The sequence below is a fragment of the Cyanobacteriota bacterium genome, from assembly GCA_027618255.1.
Classification (GTDB): Bacteria; Cyanobacteriota; Vampirovibrionia; order LMEP-6097; family LMEP-6097; genus JABHOV01.
In genome coordinates, this window is record JAQCFG010000040.1 from 1 (window position 1) to 18,457 (window position 18,457).

At 39.8% G+C, this 18,457-nt stretch carries 20 protein-coding genes and 1 tRNA gene; 15 read left to right on the forward strand and 6 right to left on the reverse strand.

Translation table 11 applies throughout. From position 1 onward, the window contains the following. The 3 genes from O3C63_06485 to O3C63_06495 all read left to right on the forward strand — a co-directional run. Positions 1 to 741 (forward strand): methionine adenosyltransferase domain-containing protein (locus O3C63_06485; GenBank protein ID MDA0772574.1); only part of this gene is annotated, 741 nt, incomplete at its 5' end. A 214-nt stretch (positions 742 to 955) separates the two neighbouring features. Continuing rightward, the gene (locus tag O3C63_06490; protein MDA0772575.1) at positions 956 to 1,126 is read left to right on the forward strand and encodes a hypothetical protein; all 171 of its coding nucleotides are present in this window, start codon (positions 956 to 958) and stop codon (positions 1,124 to 1,126) included. A gap of 102 nt (positions 1,127 to 1,228) precedes the next feature. Continuing rightward, the gene (locus O3C63_06495) at positions 1,229 to 3,130 is read left to right on the forward strand and encodes a hypothetical protein (GenBank protein ID MDA0772576.1); all 1,902 of its coding nucleotides are present in this window, start codon (positions 1,229 to 1,231) and stop codon (positions 3,128 to 3,130) included. Positions 3,131 to 3,166: 36 nt separating this feature from the next. On the opposite strand, the gene O3C63_06500 is transcribed toward O3C63_06495, so the two are convergent. Beyond that, positions 3,167 to 3,252: transfer RNA gene (locus O3C63_06500), tRNA-Tyr, on the reverse strand. A 264-nt stretch (positions 3,253 to 3,516) separates the two neighbouring features. Continuing rightward, entirely contained in the window at positions 3,517 to 4,551 is a 1,035-nt protein-coding gene (gene fliG / locus O3C63_06505) for a flagellar motor switch protein FliG (protein ID MDA0772577.1), read from the reverse strand. Between the two features lie 102 nt (positions 4,552 to 4,653). On the opposite strand from fliG, the gene O3C63_06510 reads away from it, so the two are divergent. The 3 genes from O3C63_06510 (at position 4,654) to O3C63_06520 (ending at position 6,914) form a co-directional block, all read left to right on the forward strand. After that, positions 4,654 to 5,706, forward strand: coding sequence for a YibE/F family protein (locus O3C63_06510; protein MDA0772578.1), 1,053 nt, complete (start codon positions 4,654 to 4,656; stop codon positions 5,704 to 5,706). 15 nt (positions 5,707 to 5,721) lie between these two features. Further along, positions 5,722 to 6,378 (forward strand): histidine phosphatase family protein, encoded by a 657-nt coding sequence (locus tag O3C63_06515; GenBank protein ID MDA0772579.1) that lies wholly within the window; start codon positions 5,722 to 5,724, stop codon positions 6,376 to 6,378. Between the two features lie 158 nt (positions 6,379 to 6,536). Beyond that, positions 6,537 to 6,914, forward strand: a complete 378-nt coding sequence (locus O3C63_06520; protein MDA0772580.1) for a hypothetical protein — start codon at positions 6,537 to 6,539, stop codon at positions 6,912 to 6,914. A gap of 61 nt (positions 6,915 to 6,975) precedes the next feature. On the opposite strand, the gene purH is transcribed toward O3C63_06520, so the two are convergent. Beyond that, positions 6,976 to 8,550 (reverse strand): bifunctional phosphoribosylaminoimidazolecarboxamide formyltransferase/IMP cyclohydrolase, encoded by a 1,575-nt coding sequence (gene purH / locus O3C63_06525; protein MDA0772581.1) that lies wholly within the window; start codon positions 8,548 to 8,550, stop codon positions 6,976 to 6,978. Positions 8,551 to 8,591: 41 nt separating this feature from the next. Between purH and O3C63_06530 the strand changes: the two genes are divergently transcribed. The 4 genes from O3C63_06530 (at position 8,592) to O3C63_06545 (ending at position 10,786) form a co-directional block, all read left to right on the forward strand. Beyond that, positions 8,592 to 8,891 carry a hypothetical protein gene (locus O3C63_06530; protein ID MDA0772582.1) on the forward strand — a complete coding sequence of 100 codons (300 nt, stop codon included), beginning with the start codon at positions 8,592 to 8,594 and terminating at the stop codon, positions 8,889 to 8,891. Positions 8,892 to 8,899: 8 nt separating this feature from the next. Next, positions 8,900 to 9,469 (forward strand): nucleotidyl transferase AbiEii/AbiGii toxin family protein, encoded by a 570-nt coding sequence (locus O3C63_06535; GenBank protein ID MDA0772583.1) that lies wholly within the window; start codon positions 8,900 to 8,902, stop codon positions 9,467 to 9,469. Next, positions 9,470 to 10,384 carry a 16S rRNA (cytosine(1402)-N(4))-methyltransferase RsmH gene (gene rsmH / locus O3C63_06540; GenBank protein MDA0772584.1) on the forward strand — a complete coding sequence of 305 codons (915 nt, stop codon included), beginning with the start codon at positions 9,470 to 9,472 and terminating at the stop codon, positions 10,382 to 10,384. 63 nt (positions 10,385 to 10,447) lie between these two features. Continuing rightward, positions 10,448 to 10,786 carry a hypothetical protein gene (locus O3C63_06545; GenBank protein MDA0772585.1) on the forward strand — a complete coding sequence of 113 codons (339 nt, stop codon included), beginning with the start codon at positions 10,448 to 10,450 and terminating at the stop codon, positions 10,784 to 10,786. A 161-nt stretch (positions 10,787 to 10,947) separates the two neighbouring features. On the opposite strand, the gene O3C63_06550 is transcribed toward O3C63_06545, so the two are convergent. Then, positions 10,948 to 11,376 (reverse strand): single-stranded DNA-binding protein, encoded by a 429-nt coding sequence (locus O3C63_06550; protein ID MDA0772586.1) that lies wholly within the window; start codon positions 11,374 to 11,376, stop codon positions 10,948 to 10,950. A gap of 67 nt (positions 11,377 to 11,443) precedes the next feature. Continuing rightward, entirely contained in the window at positions 11,444 to 11,746 is a 303-nt protein-coding gene (gene rpsF, locus O3C63_06555; protein ID MDA0772587.1) for a 30S ribosomal protein S6, read from the reverse strand. 156 nt (positions 11,747 to 11,902) lie between these two features. Between rpsF and O3C63_06560 the strand changes: the two genes are divergently transcribed. The 4 genes from O3C63_06560 to O3C63_06575 are packed head-to-tail and all read left to right on the forward strand — an operon-like array spanning position 11,903 to position 15,543. Beyond that, positions 11,903 to 12,703: an S-methyl-5'-thioadenosine phosphorylase gene (locus O3C63_06560; GenBank protein ID MDA0772588.1), complete on the forward strand. Its 801-nt coding sequence runs from the start codon at positions 11,903 to 11,905 to the stop codon at positions 12,701 to 12,703. Between the two features lie 12 nt (positions 12,704 to 12,715). Next, entirely contained in the window at positions 12,716 to 13,711 is a 996-nt protein-coding gene (locus tag O3C63_06565; protein ID MDA0772589.1) for a Fic family protein, read from the forward strand. After that, positions 13,702 to 14,547 carry a 3-deoxy-manno-octulosonate cytidylyltransferase gene (kdsB, locus tag O3C63_06570; GenBank protein MDA0772590.1) on the forward strand — a complete coding sequence of 282 codons (846 nt, stop codon included), beginning with the start codon at positions 13,702 to 13,704 and terminating at the stop codon, positions 14,545 to 14,547. Before O3C63_06565 ends, kdsB begins: the two co-directional genes overlap by 10 nt. A gap of 30 nt (positions 14,548 to 14,577) precedes the next feature. Beyond that, positions 14,578 to 15,543 carry a hypothetical protein gene (locus O3C63_06575; GenBank protein MDA0772591.1) on the forward strand — a complete coding sequence of 322 codons (966 nt, stop codon included), beginning with the start codon at positions 14,578 to 14,580 and terminating at the stop codon, positions 15,541 to 15,543. Positions 15,544 to 15,547: 4 nt separating this feature from the next. On the opposite strand, the gene eno is transcribed toward O3C63_06575, so the two are convergent. Then, positions 15,548 to 16,867, reverse strand: coding sequence for a phosphopyruvate hydratase (gene eno, locus O3C63_06580; protein ID MDA0772592.1), 1,320 nt, complete (start codon positions 16,865 to 16,867; stop codon positions 15,548 to 15,550). Positions 16,868 to 17,012: 145 nt separating this feature from the next. Between eno and O3C63_06585 the strand changes: the two genes are divergently transcribed. After that, complete coding sequence (locus O3C63_06585; protein ID MDA0772593.1) at positions 17,013 to 17,987, forward strand: flagellin; 975 nt, start codon at positions 17,013 to 17,015, stop codon at positions 17,985 to 17,987. Positions 17,988 to 18,457: the final 470 nt, after the last annotated feature.

Sequence of the window (18,457 nt, forward strand, 5' to 3'; positions counted from 1 at the left end):
CCTGATGCCAAAGCACAAGTCACACTTGAATATGAAGATGACAAAGCAACTAGAATTGAGACTATCTTGCTTTCGACACAACACGATCCCATCTGTAATGGAGAAAGTGACAATGACAAAATCCAAGCAATCATTGCTCAAGACCTTAAAGCCAAAGTTGTTGATCCAGTCTTTAAAAACTTTGATCTTAAACCAGACCAAAACACCAAGTATTTTTTCAATCCATCAGGGCGTTTCGTAACGGGCGGGCCTCAGGGTGATGCTGGTCTTACTGGTCGCAAAATTATTGTCGACACTTACGGTGGATATGCTCGTCACGGTGGTGGTGCTTTCTCAGGGAAAGACCCAACCAAGGTAGATAGATCAGCGGCTTATGCTGCGCGCCACGCTGCTAAAAATATAGTGGCCGCCGGACTTGCCACCAAGTGTGAGATCCAAGTCTCTTATGCAATTGGAGTTGCTCATCCAACTAGCATTCACGTCGAGACTTTCGGCACTGGCAAACTTGATGATCAGCAAATTACGGAACTTGTCAAACAAGTCTTTGATTTTAGACCTTATTCAATCATCAAGAATTTCAAATTACGTGAGCAACCTAAACTTCATAACGGCAGATTTTACCAAGACCTTGCTGCCTACGGCCATTTTGGTCGTCCAGAGCTCAATTTACCTTGGGAGCAGCTAGATAAAGTAGAAGACCTAAAGAAGCTTGCCTCCAACTTAGAACTTGCACAAAATTAATAATTTACTAATCAAACCCGGTAATCTCAATCAGAAACAGGTGATGACCTGAGATAGTCTTATATTTTCAATAATTGTTGAAGATACAACATTTGGTGGAGGTGATATTCCTCCAAAATACCGATTACGTGGAATGTAGTCAATAGACCTGTTGCCAAAGCGAAACATGAGCGTAATCAGGTCTAACAAGTAAACATTTAGTGGGGGAGATTTCATGTTCAAAGCATTATTGGGCAATACCAAAGCTAACGACAATAACAACAGTAACAAACAAAAGCAAGTCTTAGATGCTATTAGACATCTTGCGAAACTAGGGGTTTTTAAGCGACCTGTTTCAAAACAGGTCTATTTACATATACAACACAAAACTAGCTTAGACTTCTAGCTACTAATAACTGACGTCGTCTATGAGAAATCCACAAGTTTATAAGCACTTCGATAGTGGAATATATCAAATAGATGGGTAAAACAAAGGAGAAATTCTCACTTGTCAAGTGAAGTCCTTAGATTAATTGCAGCTGCAATCCTGATAGCGGCAGTGCTATTTTATGCTTTCAGATTTTATGCTGAAGTAATAGAATTTATTGAAGATACATTAGTACAAAATATCAAAATACTGTTTGCTGATCCCAAAACCAAGATATTATATTCGGTATTTTATAAATATGATCACGCTTCAACTGAAGAATGGTTTAAATGGTTACAAACAACAAAACCTGCAATTCAAGACAAAGCTTATATGCGGATCAAGAAGTATCTAGCAGCAGCACCGCAAGGTACTGGTATGGCAGCTCAAGAAATAATTAAAGCACTACTGATGTTTAAACATGAAGATAGTTTTGATGTCTTAAAAAACCTCATACTCAATTGCAGGACTAAATGGCTCGACCATAAAGCGACAACTGTTTGTTATGAGAAAGGCTCTCTTGGTTTAATGAATATCGATCCAGACAAAGGGCAATCCATCTTGATGACAGAGTTTTCAGAAACAGGCGATGGACCAGAAGATCATCGTTTTAGAAGATATCTAGTAGACGCCGTTGCTTTAATGAACAATAAAACAGAGCTTGCACAGTTCTATAGAACCATCGCCTTTGATCCCAAAAACTCACCGGACCTAAAGATCCAAACTCTTAATCTTTTAGAGGGTTGTGGTGATGAAGCAGTCTACTTGAAATATTTACACGAACTCATTGACACCTTCACTTCAGATGACCCTGCTCAGCATGAAGAAATGCTCACTGTTTGTTTAGAACGCTATCTAGATTCAACTAGTAATGCAGCAGCAACTGAATTAGCATGGAAAACAATATATCAATTCTCTACTGATAATGTCCTAGCACCAATTGTTGCCACAAGTATTGCTAACAAAGCCAAGGATAAGAAATTCACAATGAATCATGATTGGCTTTTTGCCATTTACATGAATCTAGCTCAGGAAGCACGCGAGCTACTAGAAGAGGCTCTGATCTTTAGTTATGCAATCAATGATCAAGAACAAAGTACTATAGCTGCTGAAAAAGAATTTCAAAAATTTACCAAATCAGTATCAATCAACCCCAAAGCTGTTTTTAGTTTTATAGAGAATGAAAAAAGCTTCAAGCTTTATAGATTCGTAGCAGAACACTATAAAAAATTTCATGAAGCAGTTGAAGTTGAGCTTTCAAGCCTCAAAGTTATTACCGGCAGCTCAGCCCTCGATAAATTATTAATGGCTAAAGAATACAGTAGAGACAAAGGTGGTAGAACCATGTGTATCAATGCTGCGCTATTGATGCTCTCGCCTGACAAAGTTGTCGAGATAAACAAACTAGTAGATAACGAGAATCCCAAACTTCTTTATTATTACAATGGTTTTGACTTCCTGAAAACTCTTGCCAAACAACCAGACAATGAACTTGCCACAAACGTACTTGATTTCATCAAAAGACATAGTAAAGACCAAGGCACCAAAACAGTCATAGCCCTCGACAAAGAAATAGTAGAACTTGAAACAAATTTCCCTGAAATCGCCGAGCTACTCAATAAGGGCACAACTTTTAGAGCAGCGCTCAATATGGGAGCAATCAGCCACGAAGAGAAAAAAGAAATCTACGAATACTATGAAAGCATTTTAAACCAGAGTCGTGAAGCGAGATCTACTGTTGGTGCAATTAAAATAAGTCAGCATACAGAAGGCTTGGGCTGTACCGACTTCATGAGATATTGCCTAGAATTTATTAGCCGTTCTATTTTAACTCAAAGCAAATTGATTCCTTTAGAGAAATATGATGCTTTGCTTGAGAGAGATTTTAGTGCTGAGGACGAAGTGCTTACTGAGACTCCTGATGAAACTCTTACTGAGACCCCTGATGAAACTCTTACTGAGGCTCCTGAAGAAGTATTGTAAAAAAAAGAAGCTCCTTTAAAGGAGCTTCTTTTTATATGGTGGGCAGGGCTGGATTCGAACCAGCGTACACTTGCGTGAGCAGATTTACAGTCTGCCTCCTTTAGCCACTCGGACACCTACCCATATATTCAAAAGCAAAGCTTTTGAACGGTTGCGACATCTTCAAAGATGCCTGGTTACGCTTCGCTTTATGTGGAACCTACGGTTCCTGCTAGCTAAGCCTAAATTGTTAGTTTGCTGTTTTGAATCCCCATTCAATTCTCAGTCTGAACACAAGCCCGCTTGATCTACCGAAGTAAGTCAATTGGATATGAAATAACATAGTAACTCATTTACAAAGCCGAATTACTAAATATCTTTAAAAATCGAATTGATGTAAAGACGATTTACTCAATGAACATATCTTCTTCACTATTACCAAGAATAATGATTTCACCTGCTTGCTCAAGTGCTCTTACAACACCAACAACCTTGGTTTGAACCTCAGAAACATCTCTCATTAAGACAGGGCCCATCATTTCAATATCATCTTGCAATAATTTTCCAGCTTTCTGAGACATATTACGGAAGAAAGTATCACGTAAGTCGTCATTAGCACCCTTGAGTGCAAGTCCAAGATCTTTAACATCAATCTCACGTAATAAACGTTGAACAGATTTATCATCAAGTCTGAAGATATCTTCAAATACAAACATCAAGTTACGAATATCAGTAGCAAGCGCCTGATCAATTCCTTCAAGATCTTCCAGAATTCTTTTCTCTGTATTTCTATCAACCCTGTTGAGGATCTCAGCAAGTGCTTCAACACCACCAACTGAATTTACAATTTCATTTTGTGACATGATACCAGCAAATCTTCTCTCTAGAATCCTTTCCACCACAGAAAGTACTTCTGGATTAGTTCTATCCATCTTGGCAAGGCGGATTGCAACATCTGAGCGAATAGCATCCGGGAGATTTTGTAATACTTGTGCTGCTTTTTCAATTTTTAAATGTGACAATAATAAAGAAACTACTTGTACATGCTCATGTTGAATTGTTGTAGCAATTTCTGCAGGATGTATAATTCTCAAAAACTCAAACGGTACTCTTTGAATCGTATTTGTCATCTTGTCGATAATGTCATTAGCACCATCTTGACCATAAGCCTGAACCAACATATTTTCGGCAATATCTAAGCTTCCACTGGCAACACCTTTTTGGATTTGCAAAACTTCATACATCTCATTTAATAAAATCTCTTGATCATTCTCATTTACAGTACCAACCATAGAAATTTCTTTAGCAAGTGCAATCACTTCATGATCATCATTAAAACTTCGAAGAACACCAGCTGCTGCATCATTGTCAATCAAGACTAACAGGGCCGCAACTTTCATGCGCTTACTCCATGTGTTAATTGAGCTTTTTGTTTTAGCCATTAGAGACTATAGACCCCTCAAAACCCTGATAATTAACAATACAAAAAGCTGAAAATAACGAGTATAATGATGAGACCTAGCTCATTTGGACTAGGTCAAACAATGAAAAAGCTCTTATTATCTCTTTTTATTCTCCTTGGCTTAAGCCAAGCAATTAAGGCTGCTGACGATTTTGATCTACGCATCATCAAGGTTATTGAAGCTTCAGAACCGGCTAAAAACGACCTGCTTGGTTATTCACAACAAAGTGTCAAAATCAAAATTCCTAGTGATGATCAAGAATTACTTATCACCAACACAATCCCAGATAACCAAGCCTACGCCATTACAGCCAAGGCGGGCAAGCAATATTTAGCTTCAATTGAAGAAGATGGTGAGGTCTACCTTACCGACTACTATCGAGAACCTGTTATCCTTGCTTTGATATTTGCCTTTATGGTTTTAGTCATATTGCTCGGTGGCAGCCGCGGTTTCAAAGCCATCATCTCACTGATCCTGACAGGACTTGCGATAACTTATTTCTTAATTCCGGGAATCAAAGCCGGGCTCAATCCAATCAGCCTAGCAGTTGCACTCTCTGCTTTTGCTACTGCCACTACTATGCTACTGGTCGCTGGCTGGACCAAAAAATCTTTAGCAGCGACAATCGGCACCACTGGCGGGGTAGCGATTGCTGGCTTAATTGCCATGATTGTAATTAACATAGCGCCATTGAGCGGACTTGCTAGAACCGAAGCTCATATACTACTTGCCAATCTACATGCTATCAATCTTGATTTTCAAGGGATACTTGCAGCAGGAATCATTATTGCAAGTCTTGGAGCATCAATGGACGTATCAATTTCTATTGCAAGTTCAGCACAAGAGATTTATGAAGCCAATCCTCATCAAACCAAACGAGAATTATTCGCACATACCATGAATGTCGGCAAAGATATCATGGGCACAATGGTCAATACTCTCATCCTTGCTTATACTGGCGCCTCGATTCCACTCTTCCTTTTGCTTTATAGCGAATCAGGCATCCGTTTGATCAATATGGAAATAATTGCAACTGAACTAACATCAGCAACAGTAGGTAGCATCGGGCTAGTCCTGGCAATCCCAGTAACAGCGCTAGTTTCATCTGTTTTGCTCAAGGCAAAACAAGCATAGGATATAATTAGAAGCATGGTAGACCTACTTGACTCAACTGAACAAGTAAAACAAATATATTTAGTAAGACACGGTGAAACAAGTGCCACAGAGAAAGGCAGAGTATGTGGCAATAGTGACATTGGACTTACTGCAGAGGGGCTGGAGCAAGTCGACATGGTCGCTTCTTGGTTTTACGATATCCAAATTGATTCTATTTTTTCTAGCCCATTACTTCGTGCGGTGCAAACAGCTGATGCAATTGCCAAGGCAGTTATGCAACCAACTTACTACAAACACAGTGGACTAGTCGAAAAAAAAGAAGGCGACTGGGAAGGCAAGACTTATTGGGAAATTAGAGATCAGAACCAAAAGCAATGGGAGAAGTGGTCCAAGGATCCAATCAACTACGCTGCTCCCAATGGTGAAAATGTCAAAGAATTTGTTGCCAGAATCGATAGAGCAATGACTGACATTCTGAGTAACTACGAAACAGGTAACCGAATCGTCCTCACCACTCACGCTGGAGTCATTAGAGCAATCATTATCAACGCACTGAATATACCTGTAGAAAACTTCTTTCGCATCGATATACCAGTAGCTTCAATTAGCAAAATCGATTGGTCAGCCAATTATTCAACACTCAAATTTACCGGATTGAGTCCGGAAGAATATAGTTTTGCAGTGGCTTAGTTCTACTTGATTACACTCATATCTGGAAGCTTTTCAAGCAGAGCACCTATGAGCAATAACCCCTAGTCCCTTAAGTTGAGAATAATAATTCGCTCAGCTTCGAGTTTTATTAACCCTACCTTAAGGCAGATTTGCTTTGATTAGTCACATAGCAAGACATGGAGCTAAATAACACAACTAACTATAGACTCATTGAGGGTCAGGAAAAACAGAGCCTGCTTGAGAAATATAGCAATCAGCTCAGTGATATCGACGAACGTGCCAATGGCATTGAGGTTTATCAAATCAGCGCCAGTCTTAGCCTCAGAGAGGAAAGAAAAACTCAAGAGAATCAAAATTTCTTTTCTCAATTTATTAAGAACAACTTTACTAGCAAAGCACCTGCTTACACCAATAATCAAGACAATATTAGTAGCCTAAGTAGTTTAATCAGCAAAAACAAAACTGGCAAAAACGATCTGATAAGCTATCAGACTCGCAATTCTAAAGATTTTTCGAAGGCAAATTTAACTGAAGCAATTAGATCAATGAGTTAATCTTTGGATTATTGTTAAACCAAAAACCTGAATCTAGAGAATTTCGACTTTCAGAACAAGTCTAATGTAGAAAATGTCTTGTCTTAGTAAACACCATAGCAATACCAGCTTCATCACAAGCATCTATCACTTCTTGATCACGAATAGAACCACCTGGTTGAATAATTGCTGCGATATGGTTTTGTGCACAAATTGCAATATTGTCAGCAAAAGGAAAAAAAGCATCAGAAGCAAGCACTGCTCCTCGAGTTTCCATATCAGTACTAGAAAGTGCATCAGCAACGGATTTCACTCTATTGGACTGACCGCAACCAATACCAATTGTCTTACCATTTTTGACAGCAACAATCGCATTTGATTTGACATGCTTAACAACTTTCCATGCAAGCATTAAATCAACCCATTGACTCTCATCAATTTGAGTCTTAGTTACTGTTTCTAATTTCTCCGTATCATGCAAGAATTCATTATTTTCTTGAAGCAAATAACCGCCATCAATACGTTTGATATTCAGTTTATTCTTAGCACTTGTTTCTGGGGTGATTTCTAGTAAACGCAAATTCTTTTTAGTTTGAAGTATTTCAAGAGCGTCTGCAGCAAAACCAGGAGCAATAATTGCCTCGACAAACAGTTCAACCATTTCATTAGCTGCAGCCAAATCAACTTCTTTATTAGCAGCGATAATACTACCAAAAGCCGAGACAGGATCACAGCTAAGTGCATCAATATAAGCCAGCGCGACATTAGGCGCAATTGCAACACCACAAGGATTATTGTGTTTAATAATTGCAACGCAAGGAATGGTCTCATCATACTCAGAGACTATGTTCCAAGCCGCTTGCAAATCAAGATAGTTATTGTAGCTAATCTCTTTGCCATGAAGTTGTTTGGCAGCGGCAAGCGCAGAGGCTGGTGAGTTTTTGTCGACATAAAGACCCGCCTGTTGATGCGGGTTCTCTCCGTATCTCAATTTCGACTTAAGCTCAAGCTCCAAACTAAAAGTCTCAGGTAGTTTAGATTCTTCATCAAGACTAACTGAATTTAACTCATCAGCTCTTGACTTCAAGAACTGAGCGATTAATTTATCATAACTAGCGGTGTGCTCAAAGACAGCAAGAGCCAGTCTTTCACGCAAAGCAAATAAAGCAACAGGATCCTGAGCCTTTGTGACTTCAATATATTCAGCATACTGACTAGAATCAGAGAGTACTGTAATTGATTGATAATTCTTCGCTGCTGATCTCAAGAGAGTCGGACCACCAATGTCGATATTTTCAATAGCGTCAGCGTAGACTAAATTCTCACGTTGAATCACTTCAGCAAAAGGATATAAATTAACAACAACCAGATCAATTTCTTCGATATTGTTATCAGCCAAGTCTTGCAAATCCTGCACCTGATCGCGTCTTGCCAGAATTCCAGCAAGGACTTTAGGGTGAAGCGTCTTGACTCTACCACCGAGCATCTCAGGGAAAGAAGTGAGCTGAGCAACTTCCTGCACCTCAAAACCAGCTTCTCTAATATATTTAGCAGTACCACCAGTGCTAACAATTTGATAACCCTGCTCACGAAATGAAACCAAAAGCTGCTCCAATCCTGTTTTATCGGATACTGATACTAGTGCTTTTTTAGTCATAGACTAGTGATTATAGCAAAATCGTGGTATAATATGTATATATGAGCAAGGCAAAGCCTGATTTCTACAAGAGCTTGTTCTGGGACGTAGACCCAGCCAAAATAGATTATGACAAGCATTCCAAATATGTAATTGAGAGGGTTCTTAGTTCAGGCAATAGCAAGGACTGGAAGGAACTCAAGAGATATTATGGACTTGGCAAAATCAAAGAAGCTAGTCTTAATGCTGTTTACTTAGACAATGTCACCCTTCGCTTTATGTCATTTTATTTCGATATACCCCAGGAGCAGTTTAAATGTTACGAACGGAAACAGTTGACCAAAGAACTCTGGCCCTCCTAAAAGAGCTAATGACTCTAGAAGAACTCAAGGACTTTCACTTAGTGGGCGGTACTGCTTTGTCACTACAGCTTGGTCATAGGATATCAGTAGATTTAGATTTTTTTGGTAACAGTAAATTCAACTTTGCTGATTTTGCTTCTCGAGCAAAATATCATTTCGAAACAGTAGAAGAAAAACGCAAAGACCCACCAATATATCAAATATTTATCAATAATATCAAAATCGACATTGTCGAATATCCTTATGATCCAATTGAAGCTCTTAAAGAAATCGATGGTATCAGACTTGCTTCTCCAAAAGACATTGCTGCAATGAAGATTACTGCAATCGGCACCAGAAGTAGCAAGAAGGATTTTTATGATTTATATTTTCTTTTTGAGGAATATCAACTTAGTGAGATTCTCAATTTTTGTGCAATCAAATTCCCTGACAAGGATATGTACCACTACATCAGAAGCCTAGTCTATTTTGCTGATGTAGAAAACAATGACCTGGAGAATGTTCAACTCATCAAAGAAGTAAGCTGGGACCAAGTCAAGAAGCGCATTGAAGCGGAAGTACGGAAACTCAATATTTAAATGATTACTCACATCCCTGTACTTGCAAGTGAAATCATCGAAGCCTTGGCTATAGAACCTGGCAAAATCTATGTCGATGGTACTACTGGCGGCGCTGGACATTCACGAATGATACTTGCAGCTAAGCCGAAGCACTTGTACTCCTTTGATCAGGATAAAGAAGTCGTAGATCGCGTCGAAGCGGAGCGAAGACGGATTAATTGTAACGAAGCCTTGCCCCGTCGTAACGAAAGCGAAGACAGGTGGAGCCTAATTCACAGCAACTTCAAAAACATTTGGTCTTACTGCAAAACAAACAAGATCAAAATCAACGGCGGCATTTTACTTGATCTCGGACTGAGCTCTATCCAGCTTGACGACCCGCACCGCGGCTTTAGTTTCAAATATAATAGTGATCTTGATATGCGCATGGATCAAGGACTAGAATTTTCTGCCAAAGACATCGTCAACCAATATAATGAAAAAGATCTTGCCGATATCATCTTTAGATATGGTGAAGAGCGCAAATCAAGACAGATAGCAGCAGCAATAATCAAATATCGTCCATTTGACACTAGTGAAAAACTCGCTGAGCTAATCAAAATCATTTATGCTCGCGGCTCTAACGGCAAAACATTTAGGATTCATCCAGCAACAAAAACTTTTCAAGCATTGCGTATTGAAGTTAATAAAGAGCTTGAAGTGCTCGAAGAATTTCTAGAACTTGATTTTGATGTTTTGCAGCCAGGCGCAGTACTAGCGATTATTTCTTTTCATTCACTTGAAGATAGAATTGTCAAAAATGCCTTCAAGAAATATGTCTCTGAAGACAAGCTAGAACTACTTTGCAAAAAACCAATCATTGCAACAGAAGAGGAAATCTCCCAAAACCCGCGCTCAAGAAGTGCCAAACTACGTTTGGCAAGGGTTATATAACCATTGTCATAGCATTGCAAAGACAGACTCAAGCTCGCAAGGATACGGTAAAATAAACGAAGTATGATTGAACACAGAAAAAAACTTATAATCATCTTAGTCTCTGGATTATTCATTTCTGCTTTTGTTCTTTCTGCTTCCGATATCCATTTTGAAGTAAATAACAACAAACTTGAAGCTGACATCGATCAATACTCTGAAGACAAAGAAAATCTCAGAGCCACCTATCTTTCCAGAATTTCATTACACAAACTAGGAGAAACAGCCATAGGTCTCAAAATGCAACATGCCGGAGCTGCTGTTAGTTATTCAGTTTCTAAAAAAGAAAGTATCAAGCAACGAAAATCATTACAAAAACGCATTCATAGAGATGAATCTGTTTTCTTAGTTTCGGGATATTAGACATCCTGCAAAACTACGTTTTGCTAGTGATGTCGCTTGAAAAAAGATAGCAACCGCAACGCATGTTGCGTGTTGCGTGTTGCTTTTAGGATAATTCCAACTTTCGCAGGAAGTCTATTAATGACCTTTGCAGAGCTGCCGGGAATTAGACCCCAAGGTGCTTAAAAAGGAACTTCTTCGCTAGCAGCATCCATCTCTGAACCAGCCATACTAAGTTCTGGCTCTGAGTAAGGATCGTGTGAGCTCATCGTTTGAGCTGCTCCAGCTGATGCAATTTTATTTGCCAGTGCAACTCTTGAAGCTTCAATAGTAAGCAATCTAACAAGTTTGCCATCGTTACTATTGAATTGATCAATTTGTAATCTGCCACTGACGATAACTCTTACACCAGTAGTAAGTTGAGCTGCAAGATCAGCGAAGTTGTCACCCCAAAGGTTGACTCTCACTGGATATGATTTTTCTTCTTTCGCTCTGCTGTCGTAACGTAACACGTCCATAGTGAAACTGGTCACGGTATTTCCGTTTGTTGTAGTTTTTTGCTCAGCGTTTTTTTTAACAGTACCTGAGAGAGTTGCTTGTGATAAAGACATTTATTACTCCTTTTGAATCTTTAAGTTGGTCAGAATGCCAAGTATCTTGGTCAATCTGCAATGGAAATTACGCAGCTTGTTTTACAGCTGGCATAGTCAAGAGACTAAACCTAAGAACTTGGTTAACTAAACCAAGACTACGTTTAATTTCAGCAATTTGACTTGGCTCAGATGCGATCTCAAGAATAATCTGAAATGTTTCACGTCTCTTGTTGATTTGATAAGCAAGCCTAAAGCTTTGACCTTGATGTGATTTAGTCACCTTGGCACCATATTTACTAAGCACAGCTTCAACATCTCTAATGATTTTTTGAGCTGCTGCTTCGTCTTTTTTGGCTTCCAGTATCAAAAATAATTCGTAATTTCTCATAAGAGTTAATTATATTAACTTTAGTCCTCCAAATGCAAGCCCTACCCAAAAATCTTCGCTTTTGCGCAAAGCGTTACGAAAGTAACGCCGGGTGGTAACAACGTAACGAACGTTACGTTGTTACCACCCGGCGTTAATAATGATAGAATTGTCCAGATGACAAGAAAAAAACAAGCAGATATAGGTATTTTTGGCGGATCCGGTCTTTACGCATTCCTGGATAATGTTAAGGAAGTCACAGTTGAAACACCTTATGGCGCGCCTTCTGACTCGGTCTTTATTGGCGAACATGCTGGCAAAAAGATTGCATTCCTGCCACGACACCAGCGCGAGCACAGAATTCCACCTCACAAAATTAATTACAGGGCCAACGTCTGGGCACTCAAAGAACTCGGTTGCTCGTCGGTCATCTGCCCTTGCGCCGCTGGCTCCCTGCAAACGAATTACAAACCAGGAGATTTTGCAATTGCCGATCAATGGGTTGATAGAACTTCTGGGCGCAAAGATACTTTTTTTGATGGACCAATCACCACGCACGTAAGTCCAGCAGAACCTTATACGCCTGAGTTACGCAAACTTGCTGTTGAAGCGGCGCGCGAAAACAATATCACAGTGCATGACGGCGGTACTATCGTGGTAATCAACGGACCGCGCTTCTCATCAAAAGCAGAGTCAGAGTGGTTTCACAAAATGGGCTGGCAAATAATCAATATGACTCAATACCCAGAAGCTCACCTAGTGCGCGAAGCTGGCATGGCTTGCGTTAATATTTCACTAATCACAGACTACGACTCTGGCGTGCACACCGGCACTGAGCCAGTGAGCCACGGTGCTGTAATGGAAGTCTTTGGACAGAACATCGATAAGCTACGCAAGATGCTCTTCTCATTAATAGAAAAAATCCCTGTTGACGAGTTTTATGGTGCTGATAAAGTGCTTGAAAACAGTAGGTTTTGAGACACAAGTGGTATGATGATAGTATCATTTGATACTATCATGCATCAACCGCCTTACCAAATCACCAGCAAAACAACTAATCTCATTGCAGAGATCTCAGAAATCATTGGCAAAATCAAAGCTGAACATCTCAGCAACAATAGCCCTGAACTTCGAAAAAAAAACCGTATCAAAACTATTCATGGTTCACTAGCTATTGAGGGTAACTCACTTAGTATTGAACAAGTCTCTGCAGTGATTGATGAGCAAACGGTGCTTGGTCCTATCAAGGACATAAAGGAAGTACAAAACGCAATTCAAGCCTACAAAGAAATTCCTAATTATAAATTTAATTCAATCAAGTCATTATTGAAGGCACATAAATATTTAATGCATAGTTTGATAAGTGATCCAGGTAAAATCAGAACCACTAATGTCGGCATAATGAAAGGCTCCAAAGTCACTCATGTAGCGCCACAACCCAAGATGCTTGATAAATTAATGACTGAGCTTTTTGAATACCTCAAAAAAAGTCCTGATCATCTTTTGATCAAAAGCTCTGTAGTCCATTATGAACTTGAATTTATTCATCCTTTTATTGATGGCAACGGTAGGCTTGGTAGGCTATGGCAGACCGTGATTCTCTACAACTATAGTGAAATCTTTGAATTTGTACCAATAGAATCACTAATCAAACTCAAACAAAAGCAGTATTATGCCGTACTTGAGTCTTGTGACAAAGAAGCTCATTCGACTCTATTTATAGAGTTTATGCTTGAGATCATTCTTGAAGCACTCGCCGAGACCTATTCTAGTACTCGCCCGCAAGACCTTAACGCTCAATCAAGACTCATACAAGCTCAACAAGCTTTTGCTGGTCAATGGTTCTCGCGCAAAGACTACATGGCAATATTGAGAGACATCTCAACAGCAACAGCTAGTAGAGACCTCAAACAAGGACTTGAATCCAAAGTTCTCCAAAAGAAAGGTGAAGCTAGAATGGTAGAATATAAATTCAGATGCAAGTAGTCGCCATCATCCCAGCCCGCTATGCTAGCACTCGCCTTGAGTGCAAGCTTTTGCTTGACCTAGCTGGTAAGAGTGTACTGCAAAGAACCTACGAGCAAACTTGCAAAGCAAAATACTTGACGAGGAATCCTGCAAAACAAAGTTTGGCTAGTGATGCCGACAAAAAAAAGGTCGGAACCATGCAAAGCATGTGTTCCGCGAATGAAGACAACAGTGACATACCCATAGAATACCCTAAGGTCATTATTGCAACTGATGACCAGCGGATTTTTGATCACGCACGCAGTTTTGGTGCCGAGGTTTTTATGACTTCACTTGATCACAAGTCAGGCACTGACAGGATCGCTGAATTAGCTGAGCAAAACCAAGACTGGCAAATCATTGTTAATGTTCAAGGTGATGAGCCGATGATTAACCCAGATGATATCGATAAAGCGATTGAGCCTTTCTTGCACGATCCGCTCTGTCAGATGACCAGTCTCTATCATTGCATTAGCGATCCAGATGAAATTAACAATCCGAATAATGTCAAAGTTGTTACTAATGCTAATAATGATGCAATGTATTTTTCGAGAGCTGTGATTCCTTTTGATCGAGACCAAAAACAAACTAATGCCAAGAAACATATAGGACTTTACGCCTACACCCGCGACACTCTACTACAACTTGCAAATCTAGCTCAAAGCGAATTAGAAAAAACCGAAAAACTCGAACAACTACGCGCACTTGATAACGGCATCAAAATCAAAATGCTTGAAGTAAAGTCAGCACCAATTGGTATTGATACTGTTGAGGATTACCAAAAAGCTAGAATTATCTTGAATCAACCTCTCTAAATCAAGAGAATCTGCTAAACTAAATAACCTATGGCTACTCGACCAACTTTAACTCAAAGCGGTAAATTCTTTATTCATGGTGATACCAGCTTGAGCCTCAATCAAGGTCACACACAAGTTGCAAAATTTCTAAATTCCCGAATTAATCAAGATTATAGAGCTTTAATCAGAGCAGATTATGACATTGAAACTATTAGCAGAGACTCTCTAGATATTTCAATGGATGATAAATTCATTGCCAAAATAGATCAGCTTGCGCGTGAATATCCTTCCATGAAGCAAAGACCAAACCTAGAAAAACATAAACGCCCCAAAACTATTCATCTAATGGTTGTCAAAGAAAATGAAAACCAACCAGAAGCAATGGAGGGATTAGGCTATGTTAATCAAACACATCATTATCTCGATCACGTAGTTACATCAGCAATGACTTCTGTTACACCTGGAGTTTATCCTGTTCTAGTGACTGACACTAATGAGCCCATCGAAGCAATTCACTTTGACCCAGATCAAACTAAAGCTGTACCTCTTGCTGGACCCAATTATCAAGCTGAAACGCTAGGTCCAAGTGGGCTACCTGGAGGGGACGATGACATGAGTAGAAACAGATTACGAGATTTGATGAAATCAATACTGAGCACACCTGATTACTCAACAGCAGATCCCGCAGAAATCAAAGTCCTTCGCAATGAGACTTTCAATAGACTGCCAAGAATAGCAGCACAAGACAATATCTCATTGCTCATACAAAATTTTAGAGCACTTATTTATCAAATACTTTACGACAATGATCTTTTTAACAACAGACTCAAAATTAATGATTTACCACAGGTTGATCAAAACCTGTTAAAAAACTCATTAGCAACCAATGACATCAAAGCTACAGACAAACTAAAAAAACAAATGTCACAATTTATCAAGGGTGAAACTGTAGATGTTGACAAGAATTTCTTTGCTTACCTTGGCAGGCTTGTTAATTTACCAACAAACAACTAATAAACTAAGCCTCAACCCTACCAATACTATTAAGCCTAGCACCAGATAAATTATTAAAAGCAGCCAAACCAGGATATTGAGCTTGCGAACCAAGTTCTTCTTCGATTCTAAGTAGCTGATTGTATTTAGCCACACGGTCAGAGCGGCAAGGTGCGCCAGTCTTGATTTGCCCAGCATTGGTAGCTACTGCAAGATCAGCAATAAATGTATCCTCAGTTTCACCAGATCTATGTGAAATCACTGAAGTAAATTGTGATTTTTTGGCAAGCTCGATTGCGTTCAGGGTTTCAGTTAAAGTGCCAATTTGATTTACCTTAATAAGGATACTATTGGCAGATTTTTCTTTGATGCCGCGAGCGAGTCTAGAGGTATTAGTAACAAATAAATCATCACCAACTAATTGAACTTTAGATCCAAGACGTCTAGTCGCTTCGTTCCATGTCTCCCAATCATCTTCAGCAAAACCGTCTTCAATAGAAATAATTGGATATTTTTTAATCCAATCTTCATAGAAATCAATCATCTCAGTACCAGTTAACTTGCGTCCTTCTTTAGCAAGATCGTATTTGCCATCTATATATAGTTCTGTAGAAGCGGCATCGATTGCTAACATCAAATCAGTACCAGCTTTGAAACCCGCCAGGTCAATGGCTTTGAGTATCACTTCGATTGCTTGTTCGTTAGCTTTAAGGCTTGGTGCAAAACCACCCTCGTCGCCAGTACTAGTTGAATAACCTTCTTTTTTCAAAACTGATTTAAGTGCGTGGTAAACCTCAGTACCCATTCTCAAGCCTTCAGAAAAACTCGTCGCGCCAACTGGCATCACCATAAATTCTTGCAAGTCAACAGAGTCAAGCGCATGCTTGCCGCCGTTAAGAATATTCATCATCGGCACTGGTAAAGTGCGCGCATTCGGACCACCAAGATAGGAATATAAAGCTAGACCTGATGATTGAGCCGCAGCTACAGCCACTGCCATACTTACGCCCAAAATTGCATTAGCGCCAAGCTTAGATTTGTTATCGGTGCCATCAAGGCTAATTAATAAACTATCAAGTTCCGCTTGTTGAGTGGCATCCAAACCAATGATTTGTTCAGCGATAATTTCATTGACATTCTCAATTGCTTGGCTAACTCCCTTACCCTGATAGCGAGATTTGTCGCCATCTCTCAATTCACAAGCCTCAAAAGCACCAGTACTTGCTCCGCTAGGAACAGCAGCTCGTCCAAATGACCCATCTGCCAAAAATATTTCCGTTTCAACAGTTGGATTGCCTCTGCTGTCTAGGATTTCTCTTGCTATTACACCTTCAATTAAACTCATAAATTTTGTCTCTTTGCCCCATTATACCGCCCTTGCATAGTACAGACGTATTAGCCTTTCCTAAAATTTCATTATTTTAGGCCACCTAGATAATCCCACAACGTCCGATAAACTATGTCGTCAGCTGTAATAACAGCAAGCCTATATGGCAAGACAAAAGGAAAAAACAATGCAACTTACTGTCAATACCAATACTCAAAGCTTATTCGCTCAACGAGCACTGAGATTTAACACAGGTAGATTACAAAGTAATATCGAACGCCTGTCAACTGGTTATAGAATCAATAGAGCAGCCGATGATGCCGCAGGCTTATCAATCGCCAACAAACTCACGACGAGAATTCGCGGGCTTGAGCAAGCTGGCAAAAACGCCGCCGATGGCATTTCGCTAATTCAAACCATGGAAGGCGGGCTTTCAGTCATCCAAGAAAATCTTCAAAGAATTAGAGAACTAGTAGTTCAAGGGATCAACGGTACTAACGGAGCAGACGAGAGAGATGCTCTGCAAAGAGAGATCAATGAACGTATCAAAATTATTGACGATATAGCTCAAGCAACCAACTTCAATGGCACAACACTAATCTATGCTAATACTTCAAGTGCTGATATCACATTGCAAACAGGCTCTGATCATGGCGAAACGACATCGATAATACTCACATCTGGTGCAGGCGGAGCCGGTTCCAACAGTGGTATCGACATTGATATCACGGCACAATCAACAGGTACATCAAGTGATGATGGCTTCCTGATTGAAGGTGGTACAACAGGACTTTCTCTTGATAGAATCCAAATCTCTGGCGCTACTGTTAATTCATACAACTACGCAACTCACACGAGTAATGTCGCAGCGACAATCTCGCAAATCGATAACATGATCGACAATGTATCTAGAATGAGATCCTATGTTGGTGCAACGCAAAATGCACTAGAATCCAAAATGGAATACATGGAAATTGCCATGGAAAATGCTGCTGGAGCAAGATCAAGAATTCAAGATGTAGACGTCGCCAAAGAAAGTAGCGTCTTGATCAAAAACCAAATCTTGCAACAAACAGCTGCTGCCATGCTCGCTCAGGCGAATACAGCACCGCAGATAGCACTGCAGCTGCTTGGATAAAGTTTTAGTCCCCCCACAAGGAGACTAAAGGGTGGTACTGACGTATCCCCCCCTCACATAATGAGACCCCAGAACTCCCTTCCCCCGGGGAGTTCTTTTTTTTAGGGTCGTATCCTGACATTGGACATTTTTGCAGTTTAGTTATTATCCCCCTGTTATTAGTTCAAAATGTCCAATGTCAGGATACGACCCTAAAAAACTAAAAAGACTAGAAGAAAAAAAAATCAACTAATCGGGCCAATTAGATATTCACCACAATGTCCGATAGATATAATCAGCTCCACTAATACAACGGTGAGCTAAAGATCCCAGGTGGGAAGCAAGTCAGATACTGACTTAGCTTAAGGAGAACAAAATGCAACTGACAGTAAATACAAACACACAAAGCTTATTCGCTCAAAGAGCACTGAGATTTAACACAGGTAGATTACAAAGTAATATCGAACGCCTGTCAACTGGTTATAGAATCA